Below are 19,162 nucleotides of genomic sequence, written 5' to 3'. Positions count from 1 at the left end.
CGTTTCAAACGCCAGACAGCAAAACGCCCGGCGTCTGCGTTGCGCAGACGCCGGGCGTCAGTCTGTAAACCCTGGTTTTACTGGACGGTGACATTCCCGCCGAATTTGCTCATGACAAACCCGACAAACTCTTCGACGGTCATCTTCTGGCCGTTGAAATCCACCTGATTATTGGCGTAGTGCAGTTTGGCGACGATGTTGCTGTCTTCCAGTTTTGCCAACTGCGTACCGACTGCCATGCTGCCAAACATGTCGGCGGTGGCGGTGGCCTGATCGGCGATGAGCTTGGCGTCGGTCTGACCGTCGATTTGCGACTGCACGCTCAGCAGGTCAACGAGCATTGGCTTGGACACTTTCACGTTGACGTCCAGCAGTGCGATCAACTGTTGGGTCAGTTGGTCGGGCGGCAGGTCCATGGATTGTGGTTTGGTCAGGTCGAGCACCAGGTTGGCGCGGCTTTCGCCATTGGGGGTGTTGAACGACAGATTCTCCAGGGCGACCTGCGGGCCGGCGGCCAGCAGTTTCTCCAGGCCGGTTTTGACCTGAGCCTCTTCGGCCGTGGTCAGGATCAGCTCTGGCGCCGGTTCACCCGCAGCGACGGCCTCAGCGGCGGCCCTCTCGTACGGTTGCAGTTTGGTCTGGTAAATCTGCATCAACGACATTGTTGCCGGGATGTCGAGGTTCTTCAGGCTCATGGCCATCTGCGCAGACCCGACAGCCTTGCCGTTTAAGGAAACCTCACCCACCTTGTAATCGGCACGCCCCGAAGCGCTGGTGCCGGATTCCTCGGTCTGGTTCTTCATTTCAAACTTCTTGACACCCAAGACCGACTGCTTGGCGCCGAAGGTGGTCTTGCTGTCGGTCAGCTCGACGGTATTCGAGCCGGTGTAGTAGCCGTAGGTACTTTTTGTCAGGTTGCTGGCCAGGGTCAGACCGTTCAGTTCGACCTTCACCGGCGTCTGATCTTCAGCCACCGTGCTCAGTGTCAGGCTGTCCATGTAGCCGTCGGCCTTGACCTTCTGCGCTTGAGCGCTGGCGGCGACATCGAGGTTCAGCCCGGAGAATTTCAGGCTGGACTTGTCGTCAAGCGCCACGTCCAGCGGCAGCAATTGCAGGGTACCGTTGGTGGCATTGTCGTAACCGATATTGACCACGCCCGTGAGGGGGGACTTGTCCTTGGCAGCGGCGAACCATTTCTCGGTGGTCGGGGTTCTTTCCAGTTCGTAGTGACTGGTGGCCAGGACCGGCAGCCACTTCAGCGACACCAAGCGCGAAAACGGCAGCGGGCCGTGTTCGATGCGATCGACGAACAGCAACTCCACCGGTGCTTCACCGAACATCTCGCCTTCGCCCTTGAGGCGGTAGTGTGCGGTGCTGCTGAACACATGGCGCTCCAGCGACACCAGCTCCAGCGATGCCGTGCCGTTGGAACCGACCAGCGCGGCTTGCAGCTCTTTGTTGGCGTCGGCGATCGAGGTGTTCAGCACACCTTCGAGTTTGGTGCCGGTGTACCAGGCACCACCAGCGCTGATTGCACCGATGGCAACGACGATTCCAAGAAGCACGCCTGCAGATTTATTCATGAATGACCCGATCAATGTCCGTTGTTTGAAGGTGTGGTCGTCTTCCCTGAACCCATGACGGGTTACGGTCACGACTGCGATAAAAGTGCGATGGAGATTAGCATCAGGCGCACCAGCCGACCCAATGATTAAAGGTTAAAGAGTGTCTATGGACCGCGCGTGGGGGTTGAGAGTTTCGGCGGACATGAGATCGCCATCGCGAGCAAGCTCGCTCCCACAGAAATTGCGCTAAACCTGTGGGAGCCGAGCTTGCTCGCGATGGCGTCAGTCCTGCCAATACAGGCTCAGGAATACTGCACTTCACTTTCATCAAGCTGATGGGTAAAGCTATTGATACTGCCCAGGATACTGCTCATATTGTGGTTTTTCAGTAAGGCTGCCATCAACCCCAAGTATTTTGCCGTTCACTTCAATGTCAGCAATCGTCCAGTACTCGAACGATGCGTCTTTTGAGTAGGCCGCCCAATAAATATTCAACATCCCATTACTTGCTGACTGGAAGGTTCCCCTTCGCGCTGAACTACGGGTGTCGTGAAAATAAATACTGTCGCCAGGTGAAACATTTTTGAATGAGTCGTCCGTGAAGGCCATGATTTTTTTGCTCCATTGTGATGTCAGGAGCTTTAATTATTGACCCTTTTAAAGATGCACACCACTGTCATAAATGACAGTTATTAATAGTTTTTTTGAATTAAAACCCGAAGTTTTACAGCGATACACCATCCATCTTATGAATACTGCACTTCAATCTCATCCAATTGATGATCAAAGCTCTTGAGCCGTGCGGTCCATGTATAGACCAGCACTTCGAAGTCGCGATTGATCACCGCCGTGCCGCTTGGGGATTCCGAGCGCGGGTCGCAGAAGTCCAGTTGATAACGTCCGCGGGCCATGGCGTTGGCGACATCGCAGAGTTCACGGGCGTTGTTGAGCCAGTGCCAGCCGTCCTCGGACACTTGCTTGTCCAGCGCCTGGCATTGTTTTTTCAGGGTTTCGAGGCTTTTTTCCAGCGGCGTGCCGGTGAGTTCGCCCATGACTTCCTGGAACGTACGCCCCGGTTGCCAGTAACTGCCCCAGAAATACCGATCGAACACCGTTTCGACACGGCGCAGCGCGACCTTGGTGTCCCAGATCAGCACCAGTGTCTTGCCTTGTTCGAGCTGTCTTTTTTTGATGCGCTGGCCCTGAAGCGAAGCCCAGGCCACCACCACGATTGCCATCACGGCAATCAGCGCTGAAGCACTGTCGAGGAATACCAGCGCCTTGTCGATCTGGTGGGCCAGCATGATGCCGTAGAAATAGGTGGCCGACAGCAACACCAATGCCGCTATAGCGCACCAGAAGCCGGGAGCATAAGGGTTTTTCATTATTGGAATCCCCATGACCAACGCGAGCCTTGATTGATGAGTTCGACGCGCGACCTCATCAAGTCAAAGCATAGCAACGGCCTCAGGGTTTGCCGGAGTTCGTGCCTTGCGTTCGTCCGCTTTCCCACCCGCCACCCAAGGCCAGGAACAAATCGATCTGGCTCATGGCAACCTGCGTGCTGGCAGAAGCCAGTTGCGCCCGCACGTCGGTGTAGGTGCGGGTCGCTTGCAAGTCCGCCAGGAACGATGCGCGACCGGCCTGGAAGAAGCGGTGAGTCTGGTCTGCCGCCAGTTGCGCCGATTGCTCGGCGTCGGCCAGTGCGTCGCGACGTTGCAGCAACGCGGAGTACTGGGCCAGGCCGGTTTGGGTTTCGCGGATGGCGTTTAGCACCACGCCATCGAAATGCGCCAGCGCGCCTTGGGTCGTTGCTTCGGCCTCGCGAATGCGTGCGCGGGAGCCGTTGGACGGCACGGTCCAGGTCAACAACGGCCCGAAGCCCCAGCGATTGGTCGCCGGTTTGCCGAGGTTTTCCAGGATGCCGACGGTACCGACGGTCGCGCCGATGCTGATGTCCGGGTACAACTCGCCGGTGGCGATGCCGATGCCGGCAGTCGCGGCAGCCAGTCGTCGCTCGGCCTGTCGCACATCGGGACGGCGCTTGAGCAACGTCGCGCCGTCACCGACCGGCAACAATTGAGCAATTTTCGGCAGTTCCGCGCAGTCGCTGGTGCCTGGCGGCAATTGGTCGACAGGTTTGGCCAACAGCATCGACAAGCGGAACAACCCGGCCTGACGGGCCGCTTCATAACGCGGCATGTCGGCGCGCAGGGATTTGAATTGGGTTTGCGAGCGGGTGACCTGGGTTTCGTCACCGCGCCCGGCGTCACGCAGACGCTGGATCAGCGTGGTGCTCTGGGCTTGCAAGTCGAGGGAGTGCTGGGCGATTTCCTGCTCTTCGTTGGCTGCGCAGACTTGGGTGTAGGCCCGAACGACGTCGGCCACCAGAGTGATTCGTGCGGTATCGGCTGCGGCTTGAGTCGCATCGGCATTTGCCTTGGCCGCTTCGATGCCGCGCTGCAACGTGCCAAACAGGTCGAACTGGTACGAGGTGGTAATGCCGATGTCGCCGACGTTGGCCACGGGCACTTTCTCCGGCAGCAGGAATGCTTCGCCGGACTCCTGCAATCGCTGGGCGCCCATCTTCACACCGCCGCTCCAGCCACCGGCCGCTTGAGCTTCATCGACCTGCGCCCGGGCTCGGGAAAGGTTCGCCGCCGCCACGCGCAAATCGGTGTTGGAGGCCATGGCCTGCTGGACCAGTTGATCGAGGCGTGGATCCTGATACAAGCGCCACCAGTCGCTTGGCACCGGCGCCGAGACGACATTTTTGCCGTTCACCGCCAAGTCGCCCTGCAAGTCTTCGCGGTGTACGGCGGCCTCGTCCGGCAAGTGATAATCCGGCCCGACCACCTGACAGGCCGACAGCAACAGGCCTAACCCGGCGATAGCCAAACCCGAGGCCCTGCTCATTTCGCGGGCTCCTGCTGGTGGTCATCCATAATAGAAACCGTCGCCGTGCGACCGGCAATCATGCGGAAATCCGCCGGCACGTCGTCGAAGGCGATCCGCACCGGAATCCGCTGGGCCAGCCGCACCCAGCTGAACGCCGGATTGACGTTGGGCAGCAAGTTGCTACCGCTGCTGCGGTCGCGGTCTTCGATGCCGGCGACGATGCTTTCCACATGCCCGCGCAGGCGAGCTCGGTCGCCGATCACCCGAATATCAACGCTCTGGCCGACATGAATGCCGTCCAGCTTGGTTTCTTCAAAATAACCGTCGATGTGGAATGAATTGCTGTCCACCACCGACAACACCGGCCGCCCGGCGGTGACGAATTCCTGGTTGCGCGGCGCACGGTCATTGACGTAGCCATCCACCGGGCTGCGGATGGTCGAGCGGTCAAGGTTGAGTTGGGCGCTGTCCACCGCCACCTGGGCCTCCATCAACGCCACTTCGGCGCGGGCCACCCGGGACTGGCTCTCTTCCAGTTGCTCGCCCGGCACCAGATTGCCGAGGCCACGGTTACGCTTGGCTTCGCGTTGCGCCTGCGCCAGGGTTTCCTGACGGTCGGCGACCGCCGCCTTGGCCTGACGCAGGGCCAGTTTGAAACGGTCCTGATCGATGCTGAACAGCACTTGGCCACGTTTCACTAATTGGTTGTCACGCACGTCGACCCGCTGGATCAACCCGGACACGTCCGGTGCGATCTGCACGATATCGGCACGGATGTGGCCGTCGCGGGTCCAGGGCGCGAACATGTAATACATCACCATGCGCCAGACCACGACAACGGCGAAGGTCACGATCAGCAGGGTCAGCACCACGCGACCGATGGTCAAAAAAGGTTTTTTCATGTCATCAGGTATCGACTGAGTGAGTCCACGGCGCCGAGCAGCAAAGCGTAGAGAGCCACGTTAAACAATGCCCGGTGCCAGACCAGACGGTAAAAGTGCAGACGCGTCAGCAACCCGTGCACCAGCAGGAACAACACGTACGTAATGCCCATCAGCACCAGCAGCGTGGGCAGAAACACCCCGCTGATATCCAGGTCACCGATCATAAAGGCGCTCCATCGATGCCATGGGGAAGCGGTTCTTCGAGCTCGCCGGTGCCGACGAATTCCACCCCTGGCAGCAGCGACAGACGCAGGCCGCTCAGGGCGTGCAGCAAATGCAGACGCGCACCTTCATCGCACTCCGTGTTGAGGGCACGGCGGGTGCGGTCCAGGGTCATCAGCAACGGACTCGGCGCCGGCAAACGTTCGCCAGCCTTGAGGCAGGCCTTGAAATACTCACCCACCTCGGCCACCACCTGGTGCAGCAGCGCTTGCGGTACGCCGAGCACTCGCGGTGTATAGGCGAGCAAGTCCAGCAGGTTCAGCGCCACGCGCACTTCCCGCAGGGCGATGCCCGTGTCCTGGCCGGTCATGGCCAGGCGCGGCAAATGCTGCATCAGGCGATCAAGCATCTGCACACCCAAGTGCCGATGTTCAGACAACGTCGCCGGCTCGGTCAGGCTGACAATGTCACGCCAGCTGAAACGGGTCAGACGCTTGGCCGCCAGTTCGGCGCCGAACGGCCGGGCGATCAGGGTCCAGACGAAGGCGAACAACAAGCCCACGGGACCGGCCAGGTTGGAGTTGGCGAAACTGAGGAAATCCGCGTCGTAGGCGCCCTGAATACTGATGAAGGATGACGTGTTGACGAGGGTCAGCAGCATGCCCAGATAGAACTGCGGCTTGACCGTCAGGGTGCCGATGCAAATGAACGGCACGGCAAACGCCAGCACCAGCATCGGGAAGTCATGCAGGTTGGGCAGGACCAGAAACAGATAAAGACTGGCGAACAACACCGACATCGCCGTCCAGAAAAAGAACCGGTAGATCTGCGGCGCCGGGTCGTCCATCGAGGCGAAAAAGCTGCATGCCACCGCCGCCAGAATCACCGCGGCGCCGCCGTCGGTCCAGCCAAGCAGAATCCACAGCACCGAAGCGACGATGATGGCGGTGACCGTGGACGCCGCCGAATAGAGCATCAGCCCGCGGTCGAGAAACGGCGACAGCCGACCAAGCCGCCAGTGCCGATAGACCGCGCGCCAGCTGTCCTGGCTTTCGCACTGGATGGCGTACTGCAGACTGCGACAGTCCTGCCACACATCGATCCACTCGCCGAGGCGATAGAGGGCGTTGGAGAACAGCAGCTGCTTGCGATCATCCAACGCTTCGGCGGACGGTTGCAGGGCTTCGAGTTGATCTTTCAGCGTCTGCCAGCGGGTGAGGTCGGCATCTTTGTGGTCGAGCCATTCGGTGGTCGCGGTCAGCAGCGGCGCGAACTTATCCACAAGCTCGGGCGTGCGCCGCTCAAGAGCATAGAGCGCGTCGTCGAGGGCGTCGATCACTGGCAGCAGGTGAATCATGCGGCCGCGCAGTTCCTTGGTGTTGCGCACCGTTTGCGGCCGTGCGCCTTCGTGGGGCAACTGGCCGATCATCAATTCCAGCGTGTTGAAGGTCGCGACCATCGAGGAGCGCAGCGCGCTGACTTCGTCCGGCTGCACGTTGCGGCTGAGGAAACGCAGGCTGTAAGTCGAGGCATCGGCAAACCATGTGTTCACCGAATCGTTGAACACCGGCGCCAGCCGCCGGGGCCAGAACATGGCGCCGACCACTGCCGCCACCGCGATGCCGAGGAAGATTTCTTCCGTCCGCGCTTCGGCCACGTCCCACACCCCCAACGGGTTATCCACCACCGGCAGGGCGATCAGCGGCAAGGTGTAACCGGCGAGCATCAGGGCGTAACTGTTGGCCGTGCGCAGGTGCAGCGACAGAAACAACAGAATCCCGGTCCACAGCGCGATGACCACCACCAGCACATAGGGGCTCTGGACAAACATCGGCACGAAAAAAACCGCCGCGGCGGCACCGAGAAGGGTGCCGACTGCGCGGTACAGCGCCTTGGAACTGGTAGGGCCAACAAACGGACTGGAAACGATGTAGACCGTGGCCATCGCCCAGTAAGGCCGGGGCATTTGCATGAGCATGGCGATGTACAACGCGATCATCGATGCCGCGAACGTTCGTACACCGTAGAACCAGTCCCGCGCCGGGGGCATGCCGGTCAAAAATCCACTCAAGGGTTGATCACCGGCAGATGATTGGCCGATTCAAAAGCCCTCAGTACCCGCAACGCCGCTTCCAGATCACGCTGATCGATCCCTTCGAGCACTTCATGGCGCAAGCGCACCAGCTCGATTTCTACGGCTTGCACCAACTCACGACCCGTCTCGGTCAGACTCAGGCATTTGGCGCGACGGTCATGGGCGTCTTCGGTACGGCAGACGTAGCCGGCATGACACAACTGATCCAGCAGGCGCACCAGGGACGGGCTCTCCATCCCGGCCGCCTGCGCCACCGTCACCTGCCGCACACCCTCGCCCAAACGCCCGATCATCAACAACGGAACGGCGCAGGCTTCGGAGATTCCATAGTTGACCAGCGTGGTCTGGCAGATCTTCCGCCAATGCCTGGCGGCCACCACCATGGAGCTGCTGATGTTCATCTGGAGAGCGTCGAGGTTCTTCGGCACGAGGGGAAACACACACTGTTAGTTTGCTAACTATCAATATGGCATTTGAGGGGAAAGTTGGTCAAGTTTTGAAACAAATTGGCGGGCATGACCCATGACTAGCTTCGGCAGGAATCACCGTAGCATTCGAAACTGCGTAACGCTTTGCGACCGGACCGAGACTTAACCAATGACTAAACCTCCTGAATCAGAATCTGAAAGCAACCTGGATTCTGCATACTCAAAGCAGTACCGCCATTTCCTGCAAAGGAAAGTGGACGCGGCACGGCTATCACAGCGTCAAGGCCAATACTTCAGCAATGAAGAGATCGAAACTGAATTTGCCGCCAAGCGCGCGCAGGCGGCGGAATAAGAAAGGTCGGAGACTATTAACGTTTCTTGGCTCGGTCGTAAACAGCACTACGTTCACGCTTGCCCACTGCCACCACAGAAACGACTACTCGCTCATCAATAACCTCGTACACCAACCTGTACCCCGATGACCGCAACTTGATTTTGTAGCAGTCAGGCATTCCATGTAATGAATCTGAGGGCACTCGCGGGAGCTCAAGTCGCTCTGCCAGTTTCTTTTTGAATTGCTCGCGCAATGTATGACCCAGTTTGTCCCACTCCTTGCGTGCGGACGGCAGTAATTCGAGCTTATAGGTCATCCAGATTTACCGGGATCGGCGTTTCATGCCTGCGTGAGCGAACAATTTCCGCCAACTCGAGGTCATCGAGCCGCTCCATCATGGCCTCGAAAACATCGGCCGGGACCATGTAACCCATAACTCGATTGTGATTCAGCACCGCGACAGCCCCACCATGGGCGCCACTCAAGACCGCCGATGGATTTTTCTTCAACTCAGACACACTGACAGCCATGTCGGCCAGAACATTTTGCATAATTAAGACCTCAATTCAGGTCACGATTCTGGTCTATTCACACTTTATGAGCAACATAGAAAAAACCCTGAAATTGGATGTCCACCCAGATTTTTTTACCACTCACCAGTTTTTTTTACATTTCGCCATTTTCTCTCAGATTTTTTTACACCCCCCGCCCCTTCCGCAACAGCACATCCAGCTGATCCACCACCTCCGCCCAATCCGCGTCATCCAGAATGTCGTCACGCAAGAAATCTGCTTGGCTCTTGGACCAGAAGAACGCATCCGCCAGGTGCAATTCGGGTTTGAGCGGTGAATGGGTGGCGATGAATTTGTCGATGCTTTCGGCGTCATCAGGCAGGCCGAGTTGTTTGAACAGGTTGGGGAGACTGTGGGTCGGGGATTCCATGGTGGGCTCCTTTGTAATGGCAAAAAATTGGGTGACTGCTGCGCAGTCAATCGCGAGCAAGCTCGCTCCCACAGGAATCGCGTAACCCTGTGGGAGCGAGCTTGCTCGCGATGACGGCGCCACTGACGCCGCAAAAACTACTGACTCAACTCGCACACTTCAGCATGCGGCACCATTTTCAGGAATTCCGGCACGCTCATGTGCACCAGGTTGTTGTGGTTACCAGCCTCCAGGTAGATGTCTTTTTGCCGGGTCAGCAGTGGGTCGATGACCATGTCCATGCCATAGGATTCGCCCAACGCAGGCACCGCGCCGCGTTCGCAATCCTGGAACAGATGCGCCAGGGTGCTTTCCCGGGTGATCTGCCATTCGCCACTGCCACGTACTTTGCTCAGGTCCAGGTGACGACTCGCCGGCAGCACAGCCATCAGGAAATGACCGTGGTGGTCGTCGAGGATCACCGATTTGGCCACCCGTTCGGCAGGAATACCCGCGACCCGCGCCGTTTCAAGGCTGCTGGCCGAGTGCGGATGGGTGACGATGTCAAATTCGCAGTGAGCCTTATTGAGGCTGTCCTGCACAGTTCTTGCCATACGCATGATGCACCTCGGAGTCCGCAATAACGTTTCGCGGACAATGGTTAAACCTTTTCTCTCCACTAAAAGTCTAGGCCCGCTGGCGCAATCGCGCGGGAAATCTGCCCGCCGGAACAACGTCAACAACTGATCAAAATTCGTACAATTCAGAGCTCAGCTAGACTGTATAAAGAACCATCAATGACTCTCCCGGAGGGTCACGTGAACACTCGTTGTTGTGCAGTTGCGCTGCTGTTGGCCTTGAGCGGATCGGTATTCGCGGCGGACACCGTCGTCTTGCTGGTGCCCAACCCCATCGGGATCTGGCTGATGACGTTCGGCATCGCGTTTCTGATCGCCGAGGCAGCCCTGCCCAATTACGGTGTGATTGGCTTGGGCGGTATTGTGATGTTCGTGATCGGTGCGGTGATTCTGACCAACACTGAGGTGCCGGTTCCATTGATGATCGGCCTGGGACTGATCAGTGCCCTGTTGCTGATTTTCCTGCTGATCCACGCCCTCAAAACCCGACCGCGCGAAAACGTCAGTGGCGATGCAGGACTGGTGGGCAGCGTGACCCCGGTGATGTCGCTGACCGGCAATGCCTACAACGGTTGGGTGCACCTGCAAGGAGAAAAGTGGCAAGTGCTCAGCGCCACGCCGCTGCAACCCGGGCAAAGGGTCCGGGTGGTGGCACGCAAGGGATTATTGCTGGAAGTGGCCGCGGCTGACGCGGCGCCGGGTGGAGAATAACCATGGGCCTGCAACTGGGTTTTGCCGCGCTGCTGTTACTGGTGATTGCATTGGCGGGGTCGACCTTCCGCATCCTGCGCGAATACGAGCGCGGGGTAGTGTTCCAGCTCGGGCGCTTCTGGCAGGTCAAAGGCCCTGGTTTGATCCTGCTGATTCCGGTGGTGCAGCAAATGGTTCGCGTCGACTTGCGTACCGTGGTCCTTGACGTGCCGCCACAAGACGTGATCACCCGCGACAACGTCTCGGTCAAGGTCAACGCGGTGCTGTATTTCCGTGTACTCGATCCGCAGAAAGCGATTATTCAGGTCGAAGACTTTCTCATGGCCACCAGCCAATTGGCTCAAACCACGTTGCGGGCGGTGCTCGGTAAACACGAACTTGATGAACTGCTCGCCGAACGTGAGCGATTGAACATCGACATCCAGCAAGTGCTCGACGCCCAGACCGACGCCTGGGGCATCAAGGTCGCCAACGTCGAGATCAAGCACGTAGACCTCAACGAATCGATGATCCGCGCCATCGCCAGACAGGCCGAAGCCGAGCGGGAACGCCGGGCCAAAGTCATCCACGCCGAGGGTGAATTGCAGGCCTCGGAAAAACTCATGCAGGCCGCTGAAATGCTCGGGCGCCAGCCTGGGGCCATGCAGTTGCGGTATATGCAGACGTTGAGTTCGATTGCCGGGGACAAGACGTCGACGATTGTCTTTCCGCTGCCGATCGAGTTGCTCAAGGGGATGGCGGATTTGTCGTCCAAAGAGTGACCTTCACCACAGACACCAACGTCCGGTAGCCCCGTCGGAGATTTCCTTCAAGTTGTAGTGGTGTTGGTGAACTTGTTCCGGTCCGAACCCGGGTCTAGTCTGGCCTTGTCACTGAAAAAACGGTGACACGGACGTGCAAGTCCGACGAAACTGTTTAGGGCGCAATTGCCATGGCTCATGCTTTATGGCGGCTGCGCGCAGGAGATCCTCGGATCTGCTGGGTGTCCTAAACAGTCCCGGTCTTGCACACCTGCGCACGGCCGCCACCTAATTCGCGTGCAAACGAACGGCGGCGGTTCCAACTTACTGTTTAGGGAATTTTATATGTTCAAGGTATCTCCAAATCCGCCAGACAACTCTGGCACCCCGTCCGAAGAATCCTTCGAAGACGAAAAACTCAAAGAAGCCGCCGACCGCGCCTTCGCCCACTACTTCCCCCCGACCACCGAAAAACCGCCCAGGCACCGCAAAGGTAACCTCTTCACCGTCGCCCCCGAGGTCAACACCGAAACCCTTCTGGCCAACGCCTCCGAAGACCTGCTGTCCATCAGCGCCATCGCTGCCAATCTGGCGGACGATGTGGACGGGACGCGGCGCTCGGTAGCCTTGGCGCTCAGCCGCATGGCCGATGGCGTGCAGTTGCTCGTAGAGCGAGCGCTGGATCATTGGGAGGAGTCGGAGGTCATGCAGGCTCGGGTCAAGGTTTAGTCGGGTAGGTTTGTGGTGAGTTGACCACCTATATCGCGAGCAAGCTCGCTCCCACAGGGGTTATGTGATCGACACACATCCAATGTGGGAGCGAGCTTGCTCGCGATGAGGCCATCAGCCCCGCAGAGAACTACCGCTCGTGCAACGCCTCGGCCCGCGCCCGAATAATCGGCTTAAGCAGATAGCTCAGCACAGTCTTCTTACCCGTGATGATATCCACCGAAGCCACCATCCCCGGGATGATCAGCAACGGCTTTTCATCCGTCCCCAGGTGGCTGCGATCAGTGCGCAGCTTGATGATGTAGTAAGTGGTTTTCTTGTCTTCGTCGGTAATGGTGTCGGCACCGATCTGCTCAAGCCTGGCCTTCAGCCCACCATAAATGGTGTAGTCGTAAGCCGTGAACTTCACCGTCGCTTCTTGCCCCGGATGCAGGAAGGCGATGTCTTGTGGGCGAATTTTCGCTTCCACCAGCAAGGTGTCATCCAGCGGTACGATTTCTACCAGGTCGCTACCCGGCTGGATTACGCCGCCAATGGTGTTCACCAGCAACTTGTTGACGATGCCACGCACCGGCGATGTCACCAGCGTCCGGCTGACCCGGTCTTCCAGCGCCTTGCCGGTGGCCTGGGCCTTGTTCAGATCAGTGCGTGCCTCATTGAGTTGAGTCAGTGCTTCGCTGCGGAATTTGCCGCGAGTCTCGTCGATCTTGCGCTGCACTTCCTTGATCGCCGACTGGGCGCGAGGAATGGCCAGGGTGGTCGCGTCCAGTTGCCCGCGGGTTTCAACCTCGGCACGCTTGAGTCGCAGCACTTCAACCGGCGATACCGCGCCTTGGGCCACCAACGGCTCGGACATGTCGATTTCCTGACGCTGCAACGCGAGGCCGTTACGGTACTGCGACTGCTTGGAGGTGAACTCGCGCAGTTCTTGCTGACGCTGGATCAACTGCTCCGCCAAACCACCAATCTCATCATGCAGTTGCTGACGGCGACTGATGTACAGCGACTCCTCGCTGGCCGCCTGACCAGGTACAGCCTTCAGCACGTCAGCGGGGAAGTTCAGCGGACGGTCATCGACTTCCGCGCTCAAGCGCTCTACTCGCAGCAGCATCGACAGCCGATCGGCTTCGGTTTCGCCGACGTTGGAGGCGAATCGCGTGTCGTCCAGGCGAATCAGCGGTGCGCCGGCCTCGACGATCTGCCCTTCGGTCACGAACAACTCAGAGACGATGCCGCCCTCAAGGTTCTGGATTTTCTGGATCTTGGACGACGGAATGGCTTTGCCGTCGCCCTTGGTGACTTCGTCGATCACGGCGAAGTTGGCCCAGAGCATCAGGAACACGAAGAAGCCGATGATCGCCCAGATGGTCAGCCGCACCACACGTGGGGCATCTTCGATCAGCGCTTTGTTGACCTCGGGAAGTGGCTGGCCATGCAGCGAATCGGAGCCTTTGAAATAACGGCCGATCGAATTCTTGAAACCCGACTTAAGCAACACTGATCTGCCCCTTCTTCAACGCTTCCATCACGGCGGCTTTCGGGCCGTCGGCGAGAATCTGCCCGCGGTCGATGACGATCAGACGATCCACCAGCGACAACAGCGAAGCCCGGTGCGTCACCAGCACCACGGTCTTGTTTTCAACCACCGCCGCGAGGCGTTGCTTGAGGCGTTCTTCACCGGTGTTGTCCATGGCGCTGGTCGGCTCGTCGAGCAGCAGGATCGGCGGGTTGAGCAACAACGCACGGGCCAGGGCAACGTTCTGGCGCTGACCGCCAGACAGGTTCTGCCCGCGCTCGCCGACTTGCAGCTCATAACCTTGCGGGTGCAGACGGGCGAATTCGTGGACGCCGGCCAACTCGGCAGCTTGCAGCACCATTTCGTCTTCAACATAGTGCGCACCCGACACCAGGTTGTCGCGCAGGGTCCCGGCAAGCAATTGGATGTCCTGAGCCACGTAGCCGATGTTGTGGCGCAATTCGCTGACGTCGATCTGACGGATATCGACGCCATCCACCAACAGGGCGCCGTCGTCCGGCTGGTAGAGGCCTACGAGCAGTTTGGCCAGGGAGCTTTTACCCGAGCCGCTGCGCCCGATGATGCCGATCTTCTCGCCAGGTTTGATGATCAGGTTGATGTTCTTCAGCGCCGCGTTCTGTTGGTTCGGGTAGGTGAAGTTCATCTGCCGGCATTCGATGGCGCCTTGCAGCACCTTGCGGCTCAGTGGGCGTTCCTCGAAGTTGCGCTCTTGCGGCAGCTCCATCATTTGATCGACCGAAGTCATGGTTACCCGCGCTTGCTGGTAACGCGTCAGCAGGCCAGACAGCGAGGCCAGCGGGCTGAGCGCACGGCCGCTGAGCATGTAGCAGGCGATCAAACCGCCCATGCTCAGGTGACCGTCGATGATCTGGTACACGCCGAAGACGATCATGATCACCCCCGCCAGTTGCTGGATCAGCAAGGTGATGTTCATCGCCAGACCGGAGAGCATTTTCACTCGCAACTCGAGGCGGCTGAGGGTGCCGATGGTCTGCTCCCACTGATATTGGCGCTCGCTTTCGGCGTTGTTGACCTTCACTGCATCGAGGCCGGCGAGGGTTTCGATCAGGCTCGACTGACGCTCGGCGCCCAGGGCCATGGTTCGCTCCATGGTCGCCACCAGCGGCTTCTGCAAGGCATAGCCGATGAGCAGGGCAATCGGGAACGCCAGCACCGGAATCCACACCAGATGCCCGCCGAGAATCGCGATGACCATGAAGATCAGCAGCGTAAACGGCAGGTCGATCAGGCTGGTGAGGGTCAGCGAAGCAAGGAAGTCGCGCAGGCTCTGAAACTCATGGATGTTCTGGGCGAAGCTGCCGACCCGGGCGGGGCGGTACTTCATGGCCATGCCGACGATGCGCTCGAACAACGTGGCCGAGATGATCAGGTCGGTTTTCTTCCCGGCCAGGTCCAGGCAGAGGCTGCGCAAGCTCTTGAGGATCAGGTCGAACAGGTAAGCCCCGGTGATGCCGATGGCCAACACCCACAGGGTCGATTCGGCCTGGTTCGGCACGACGCGGTCGTAGACGTTCATCACGAACAGCGGCGCGGCCATGGCAATGATGTTGATCAGGAAACTGGCGGCGATGGCGTCGGCGTACAGCCAGCGCGACCGCTTGAGGGTGTCGCGGAACCACGAGCGTGCGCGCGGGATCAGCGTGCCGTGATTGACGTCGAATTTGTGCTGGGGTTGAGCGAAGAACACTTTGCCGATGTAGTCATCGGCCAGCAGCTCGCGGCTGACAACGCTTTCGCCGCCATCGCTTTCGCTGAGCAGCAGGCGCGCCTGGTCGTCACCGTGCCAGCCGAGCAGGACGGCACTGCGACCATCCTTGAGCAGCAACAGCGCCGGCATGGCAATCGCCGGGATCTGCTCCAGTTTGCGAACCAGCACCCGCCCTTGCAGACCGGCGCGAGCGGCCGCGCGGGGCAGCAGTTCAACACTCAGACGTTGCTTGGGCAGCGGCAGGCCGGTGGTCAACATCGCGGCGCTGGCCGGTTTCTGATGCAGGGTGCAAAGAGCCAGCAAGCCGTCCAGCAACGGATCGTCGTGCAGCGCGCGTGGATCATGAATGAGTTGAACTCGACTGACTTCTGATTCCACGCTCGGCACTCTTGGCTAACAATTGAACAATGAAGGTTCTGCTCAGTTCATACCGGGCAGTTGAACCTTGGGCTTCACGTCGTTCTGCACAACGGATGCCAACGGTGCCACCACTCCCTGGCTTTTGAGCAACTCGCCCATGGTCGCCTTGATTCGGTACTGAGTAAATAACTGAATGTTCTTGATCTCCGCCAGACGGCGAGAAGCCGAGAATAGCTCGTTTTCACTGTCGAGCAGGTCGAGCAAGGTGCGTTCGCCGAGACTGAACTGCTTCTGGTAGGCAGTACGCACGCGGGTGCTGTGATCAACATATTGCTGAGCGATCGGCACTTGGGCATTGGCGTTGTTCAATGCATTCCAGGCCAGGCCCAGCTCTTCGTTCAACACGCGCAAGGCGTTGTTGCGAATATCCAGTGCCTGGTTGGACTGGTAGGACTTGGATTCCAGATCAGCCTTGTTGCTGCCACCGGCATACAGATTGAAGCGCATGCGCAACATGGCCTGCCATTCATTGCTGTGACCGTTCTGGCCGTCGAGATCGTTGTCGGCAGAACGACCCAATTCGGCATCGAAGCGCGGGTAGAAGCTCGACTTGGCGGCTGCGTACTGTTTCTCGGCAGCGACGATGTCGGATTCGGCGGAACGCAGGATCGGGCTGTTTTCCAGCATCTGCGACCGGGCTTCATTCAGGTTGGCCGGCAACAGCGCCATGAAATCGGAAGGACGCTCCAGCTGATCGGGCATCTGGCCGACGGCGCTGAGGAAGTTGGTCTCGGCGTCCGCCAGGTTGGTCTGCTCGGTGATCAGGTTGTTGCGGGCCTGGGCCATACGCGCTTCGGCCTGATCGAGGTCGGCGCCGCTGCCCACGCCACGCTGGGTGCGCAACTTGATCTGGTCGAAAATCCGTTCGTGGCTCTTCAGGTTATCGGTTGCCAGGCGTACGAATTCGCGGCGGGTCAGTACATCGAGATACACCTGAGCGACGGTGAGCGCGGTGCGTTCGGACGTGCCCAGCAAGGAGTAAGCGCGGGAGTTAACGGTGGCTTGTTGACGCCCCACTTCACTCGACGTCGCAAAACCGTCAAAAACCATTTGCGACAACCGCACGCTCGACTCGCTGCGATTCAGGGTTTCCCAGTGATTGTTGTTGCCGGCGCCACGGGTGGTGACGTTGTCAGTGCCTTCGCGACCATATCCGCCAAGCAGGTCGACCTTTGGGAGGTATCCCCCTTTTGCTGCCTTTAACTGATAATCCGCGGCCAATCGACTGTTAACGCCTGCCTGGATCTCCGGATGGACATCCAACGCCTGTTGCATGGCTTCCGGTAGGGACTGCGCCTGAACAAAACTGGCGGCAAGGGCGAAGGGTAAAGCCTTGAGCAGGTGCAAACGCATGGTTGGAATTTCCAGGATTTACTTGTCTTGAGTCACTGCAGATCGTGCCGCTGCATCGGATGATGACAACCGGAATGACCGTATGTCGGAAAGTTGCATTTTGGAACTGCGTCACACTCTCTGGCACGGGCCAGCGCTTAAATATCAATGTGACATTACGGGGGCGAGTGTTTAGGATGGCGTGCGCAAGGTCAATAGTTTGGCATAAAGTTTATAACGAAAAAATATAGCCAATTTGTTGACGAATAACCGCGTCAAAGTTGTGCCTCTAATAGCTTGAAAGAACGTCCAGACTGTTTGGCAAACACGCCGCCAGGATCATGGAAGTCAACTGAATGTGACACCCGGAGAGTCTTCAATGAGCAGTGTTGTGGCCATCGTCAAAAGCATTGTCGGTCAGGTTTTCGCGGTGTCCCCAGAGGGCGTCCGCCGCATACTCGTTGAAGGCGACCGGTTGTTTGTCGGCGATCAGGTAGACACCGGCGCGGCGGGCGCCGTTACGCTTGAACTGGCTGACGGCCGGACCCTGGACCTGGGCCGCGACACTCAGTGGAGCGGCAGCGATCCGGATTCCAGCACTGACCTTGCACAAGCCACTGCACAAGCCGCGCCATCAGTTGAAGAGCTGCAGCAAGCCATCGTTGCCGGTGCCGACCCGACCACCGATCTTGAAGCCACCGCGGCCGGCCCAACGGCTGCCGGCACAGGCGGCGCGGCAGGTAGCGGTCACAGCTTCGTGATGCTGGATGCAACCGCTGGCCGGGTGGACCCGACCATTGGTTTCCCAACCAACGGCCCTGATTCCACCGCCACAGCCACCACGCTCGATATCGGCAATCAGAACACCACGGCCACCAACGCTCCGGGTGTACTGATCGCTGATACTGGCACACAGGCCGAAGACAGCGTCGCGACCGGCAATGTCCTGAACAACGATAGCGATGCCGACACGCTTCTCAGCGTCTCCATCTTCACGATCGCCGGCATGGCCGGCAGTTTCACCGCAGGCCAGACGGCGACCATCGTCGGCGTCGGTACATTGACCATCGGCACCAATGGCAACTACACCTTTACTCCAGACGCCAACTACAACGGCGCCGTGCCGCAAGTCACGTACACCACCAACACCGGCTTGACCAGCACGCTGGATCTCACCGTGACAGCGGTCGATGACCCAAGCGTCTTGACTGCAGACACACAAACCATCGCAGAAGACACCCCTGCGATCGGCAATGTGCTGAGTAACGACAGCGACATCGACAACGTCCTGAGCGTGTCCACCTTCAGCATCGCCGGCGTCAATGGCACTTTCACAGCTGGCCAGACCGCCACCATTGCCAACGTCGGCACCCTGGTCATTGCGGCCGATGGCGCCTACACCTTTACCCCGGCGGCCAACTACAACGGCACGGTGCCGACGGTTAGCTATACCGTCATTGACAGTTCGGGCAGCGATGTCACCTCGACCCTGAACATCAACGTCACCCCGGTCGATGACAGCTTCACCGACGTCAGCGAAACCGTGACCACCTCCGAAGACGCCCCGGTGACCGGCAGCGTTCTTACCGGTACGTCGAGCGTTGATGGCCCGGTCAGCGTGGTCAATTTCACCGTCGGTGAGACTACCTACGCCGCCGGCAGCACGGCGACTATCGCCAATGTCGGCACCCTGGTCATCGGAACGAACGGGGCTTATACCTTCACCCCGGCGGCCAACTACAACGGCACGGTGCCGACGGTCAGCTACACCGTCACCGACGGCTCTGGTTCTGACGTCACCTCGACCCTGAACATCAGCGTCACCCCGGTCGATGACACCTTCACCGATATCGGCGAAACCGTGACCACCAGCGAAGACGCCCCAGTCAACGGCAGCGTGCTCACCGGCACCAACAGCGTTGACGGCCCGGTCAGCGTAGTTAATTTCACCGTCGGTGAGACTACCTACGCCGCCGGCA

The 19,162-nt window shown here is 59.1% G+C and carries 20 protein-coding genes; 5 read left to right on the top strand and 15 right to left on the bottom strand.

The window, feature by feature from the left end:
* Positions 1–77: 77 nt before the first annotated feature.
* The 8 genes from WLY71_RS07575 to WLY71_RS07540 form a co-directional block, all read right to left on the bottom strand.
* Positions 78–1,583, bottom strand: coding sequence for a YdgA family protein (locus WLY71_RS07575; RefSeq protein WP_347803070.1), 1,506 nt, complete (start codon positions 1,581–1,583; stop codon positions 78–80).
* A 327-nt stretch (positions 1,584–1,910) separates the two neighbouring features.
* A complete protein-coding gene (locus WLY71_RS07570; RefSeq protein WP_347803069.1) occupies positions 1,911–2,174 on the bottom strand; it encodes a hypothetical protein in 264 nt (87 codons plus the stop codon).
* Positions 2,175–2,311: 137 nt separating this feature from the next.
* Positions 2,312–2,950 (bottom strand): NADH:ubiquinone oxidoreductase subunit N, encoded by a 639-nt coding sequence (locus WLY71_RS07565; RefSeq protein WP_282383272.1) that lies wholly within the window; start codon positions 2,948–2,950, stop codon positions 2,312–2,314.
* Between the two features lie 82 nt (positions 2,951–3,032).
* On the bottom strand, positions 3,033–4,481 hold the full coding sequence (locus WLY71_RS07560) for an efflux transporter outer membrane subunit (protein ID WP_347803068.1): 1,449 nt from the start codon (positions 4,479–4,481) through the stop codon (positions 3,033–3,035).
* Complete coding sequence (locus WLY71_RS07555) at positions 4,478–5,365, bottom strand: efflux RND transporter periplasmic adaptor subunit (protein ID WP_129439523.1); 888 nt, start codon at positions 5,363–5,365, stop codon at positions 4,478–4,480. The genes WLY71_RS07560 and WLY71_RS07555 overlap by 4 nt, the downstream gene beginning before the upstream one ends.
* Entirely contained in the window at positions 5,362–5,571 is a 210-nt protein-coding gene (locus WLY71_RS07550; protein ID WP_008148151.1) for a DUF1656 domain-containing protein, read from the bottom strand. Before WLY71_RS07550 ends, WLY71_RS07555 begins: the two co-directional genes overlap by 4 nt.
* Entirely contained in the window at positions 5,568–7,640 is a 2,073-nt protein-coding gene (locus WLY71_RS07545) for an FUSC family protein (RefSeq protein ID WP_347803067.1), read from the bottom strand. Before WLY71_RS07545 ends, WLY71_RS07550 begins: the two co-directional genes overlap by 4 nt.
* Positions 7,637–8,065, bottom strand: a complete 429-nt coding sequence (locus WLY71_RS07540; protein ID WP_056745708.1) for a MarR family winged helix-turn-helix transcriptional regulator — start codon at positions 8,063–8,065, stop codon at positions 7,637–7,639. The genes WLY71_RS07545 and WLY71_RS07540 overlap by 4 nt, the downstream gene beginning before the upstream one ends.
* A 196-nt stretch (positions 8,066–8,261) precedes the next feature.
* Between WLY71_RS07540 and WLY71_RS07535 the strand changes: the two genes are divergently transcribed.
* Positions 8,262–8,444 (top strand): hypothetical protein, encoded by a 183-nt coding sequence (locus WLY71_RS07535; protein WP_347803066.1) that lies wholly within the window; start codon positions 8,262–8,264, stop codon positions 8,442–8,444.
* A 16-nt stretch (positions 8,445–8,460) separates the two neighbouring features.
* On the opposite strand, the gene WLY71_RS07530 is transcribed toward WLY71_RS07535, so the two are convergent.
* The 4 genes from WLY71_RS07530 to WLY71_RS07515 all read right to left on the bottom strand — a co-directional run bounded on the left by WLY71_RS07530 (position 8,461) and on the right by WLY71_RS07515 (position 9,967).
* Positions 8,461–8,742 (bottom strand): type II toxin-antitoxin system RelE family toxin, encoded by a 282-nt coding sequence (locus tag WLY71_RS07530; RefSeq protein WP_347803065.1) that lies wholly within the window; start codon positions 8,740–8,742, stop codon positions 8,461–8,463.
* The gene (locus WLY71_RS07525) at positions 8,732–8,977 is read right to left on the bottom strand and encodes a type II toxin-antitoxin system Phd/YefM family antitoxin (protein ID WP_347803064.1); all 246 of its coding nucleotides are present in this window, start codon (positions 8,975–8,977) and stop codon (positions 8,732–8,734) included. The genes WLY71_RS07530 and WLY71_RS07525 overlap by 11 nt, the downstream gene beginning before the upstream one ends.
* Before the next feature lie 145 nt (positions 8,978–9,122).
* The gene (locus WLY71_RS07520; RefSeq protein WP_046047265.1) at positions 9,123–9,368 is read right to left on the bottom strand and encodes a DUF2789 domain-containing protein; all 246 of its coding nucleotides are present in this window, start codon (positions 9,366–9,368) and stop codon (positions 9,123–9,125) included.
* A gap of 137 nt (positions 9,369–9,505) precedes the next feature.
* A complete protein-coding gene (locus WLY71_RS07515; protein ID WP_283182447.1) occupies positions 9,506–9,967 on the bottom strand; it encodes an aminoacyl-tRNA deacylase in 462 nt (153 codons plus the stop codon).
* A 198-nt stretch (positions 9,968–10,165) separates the two neighbouring features.
* Between WLY71_RS07515 and WLY71_RS07510 the strand changes: the two genes are divergently transcribed.
* The 3 genes from WLY71_RS07510 (at position 10,166) to WLY71_RS07500 (ending at position 12,165) form a co-directional block, all read left to right on the top strand.
* Positions 10,166–10,696 carry an NfeD family protein gene (locus WLY71_RS07510; RefSeq protein WP_347803063.1) on the top strand — a complete coding sequence of 177 codons (531 nt, stop codon included), beginning with the start codon at positions 10,166–10,168 and terminating at the stop codon, positions 10,694–10,696.
* A 2-nt stretch (positions 10,697–10,698) separates the two neighbouring features.
* The gene (locus WLY71_RS07505; protein ID WP_347803062.1) at positions 10,699–11,457 is read left to right on the top strand and encodes a slipin family protein; all 759 of its coding nucleotides are present in this window, start codon (positions 10,699–10,701) and stop codon (positions 11,455–11,457) included.
* Positions 11,458–11,781: 324 nt separating this feature from the next.
* The gene (locus tag WLY71_RS07500) at positions 11,782–12,165 is read left to right on the top strand and encodes a DUF6124 family protein (RefSeq protein ID WP_347803061.1); all 384 of its coding nucleotides are present in this window, start codon (positions 11,782–11,784) and stop codon (positions 12,163–12,165) included.
* A gap of 130 nt (positions 12,166–12,295) precedes the next feature.
* Here WLY71_RS07500 and WLY71_RS07495 read toward each other — a convergent pair whose 3' ends face one another.
* The 3 genes from WLY71_RS07495 to WLY71_RS07485 are packed head-to-tail and all read right to left on the bottom strand — an operon-like array spanning position 12,296 to position 17,204.
* Positions 12,296–13,663, bottom strand: a complete 1,368-nt coding sequence (locus WLY71_RS07495; RefSeq protein WP_347803060.1) for an HlyD family type I secretion periplasmic adaptor subunit — start codon at positions 13,661–13,663, stop codon at positions 12,296–12,298.
* On the bottom strand, positions 13,653–15,809 hold the full coding sequence (locus WLY71_RS07490; RefSeq protein WP_347803059.1) for a type I secretion system permease/ATPase: 2,157 nt from the start codon (positions 15,807–15,809) through the stop codon (positions 13,653–13,655). Before WLY71_RS07490 ends, WLY71_RS07495 begins: the two co-directional genes overlap by 11 nt.
* 42 nt (positions 15,810–15,851) lie before the next feature.
* On the bottom strand, positions 15,852–17,204 hold the full coding sequence (locus tag WLY71_RS07485; protein WP_347803058.1) for a TolC family outer membrane protein: 1,353 nt from the start codon (positions 17,202–17,204) through the stop codon (positions 15,852–15,854).
* Between the two features lie 358 nt (positions 17,205–17,562).
* On the opposite strand from WLY71_RS07485, the gene WLY71_RS07480 reads away from it, so the two are divergent.
* The coding region (locus tag WLY71_RS07480; RefSeq protein ID WP_347803057.1) for a retention module-containing protein at positions 17,563–19,162 on the top strand (1,600 nt) is incomplete at its 3' end.

Origin of the sequence: Pseudomonas rossensis, from assembly GCF_039888995.1 — a bacterium.
Lineage (GTDB): Bacteria > Pseudomonadota > Gammaproteobacteria > Pseudomonadales > Pseudomonadaceae > Aquipseudomonas > Aquipseudomonas rossensis.
This window is presented reverse-complemented; position numbering and strand designations above follow the sequence as displayed.

Bases quoted from the DNA above. Each gene is read 5' to 3' on its own strand.
- WLY71_RS07575 (WP_347803070.1), bottom strand. From the start codon at position 1,583: ATGAATAAATCTGCAGGCGTGCTTCTTGGAATCGTCGTTGCCATCGGT.
- WLY71_RS07570 (WP_347803069.1), bottom strand. From the start codon at position 2,174: ATGGCCTTCACGGACGACTCATTCAAAAATGTTTCACCTGGCGACAGT.
- WLY71_RS07565 (WP_282383272.1), bottom strand. From the start codon at position 2,950: ATGAAAAACCCTTATGCTCCCGGCTTCTGGTGCGCTATAGCGGCATTG.
- WLY71_RS07560 (WP_347803068.1), bottom strand. From the start codon at position 4,481: ATGAGCAGGGCCTCGGGTTTGGCTATCGCCGGGTTAGGCCTGTTGCTG.
- WLY71_RS07555 (WP_129439523.1), bottom strand. From the start codon at position 5,365: ATGAAAAAACCTTTTTTGACCATCGGTCGCGTGGTGCTGACCCTGCTG.
- WLY71_RS07550 (WP_008148151.1), bottom strand. From the start codon at position 5,571: ATGATCGGTGACCTGGATATCAGCGGGGTGTTTCTGCCCACGCTGCTG.
- WLY71_RS07540 (WP_056745708.1), bottom strand. From the start codon at position 8,065: ATGAACATCAGCAGCTCCATGGTGGTGGCCGCCAGGCATTGGCGGAAG.
- WLY71_RS07535 (WP_347803066.1), top strand. From the start codon at position 8,262: ATGACTAAACCTCCTGAATCAGAATCTGAAAGCAACCTGGATTCTGCA.
- WLY71_RS07530 (WP_347803065.1), bottom strand. From the start codon at position 8,742: ATGACCTATAAGCTCGAATTACTGCCGTCCGCACGCAAGGAGTGGGAC.
- WLY71_RS07525 (WP_347803064.1), bottom strand. From the start codon at position 8,977: ATGCAAAATGTTCTGGCCGACATGGCTGTCAGTGTGTCTGAGTTGAAG.
- WLY71_RS07520 (WP_046047265.1), bottom strand. From the start codon at position 9,368: ATGGAATCCCCGACCCACAGTCTCCCCAACCTGTTCAAACAACTCGGC.
- WLY71_RS07515 (WP_283182447.1), bottom strand. From the start codon at position 9,967: ATGCGTATGGCAAGAACTGTGCAGGACAGCCTCAATAAGGCTCACTGC.
- WLY71_RS07505 (WP_347803062.1), top strand. From the start codon at position 10,699: ATGGGCCTGCAACTGGGTTTTGCCGCGCTGCTGTTACTGGTGATTGCA.
- WLY71_RS07500 (WP_347803061.1), top strand. From the start codon at position 11,782: ATGTTCAAGGTATCTCCAAATCCGCCAGACAACTCTGGCACCCCGTCC.
- WLY71_RS07485 (WP_347803058.1), bottom strand. From the start codon at position 17,204: ATGCGTTTGCACCTGCTCAAGGCTTTACCCTTCGCCCTTGCCGCCAGT.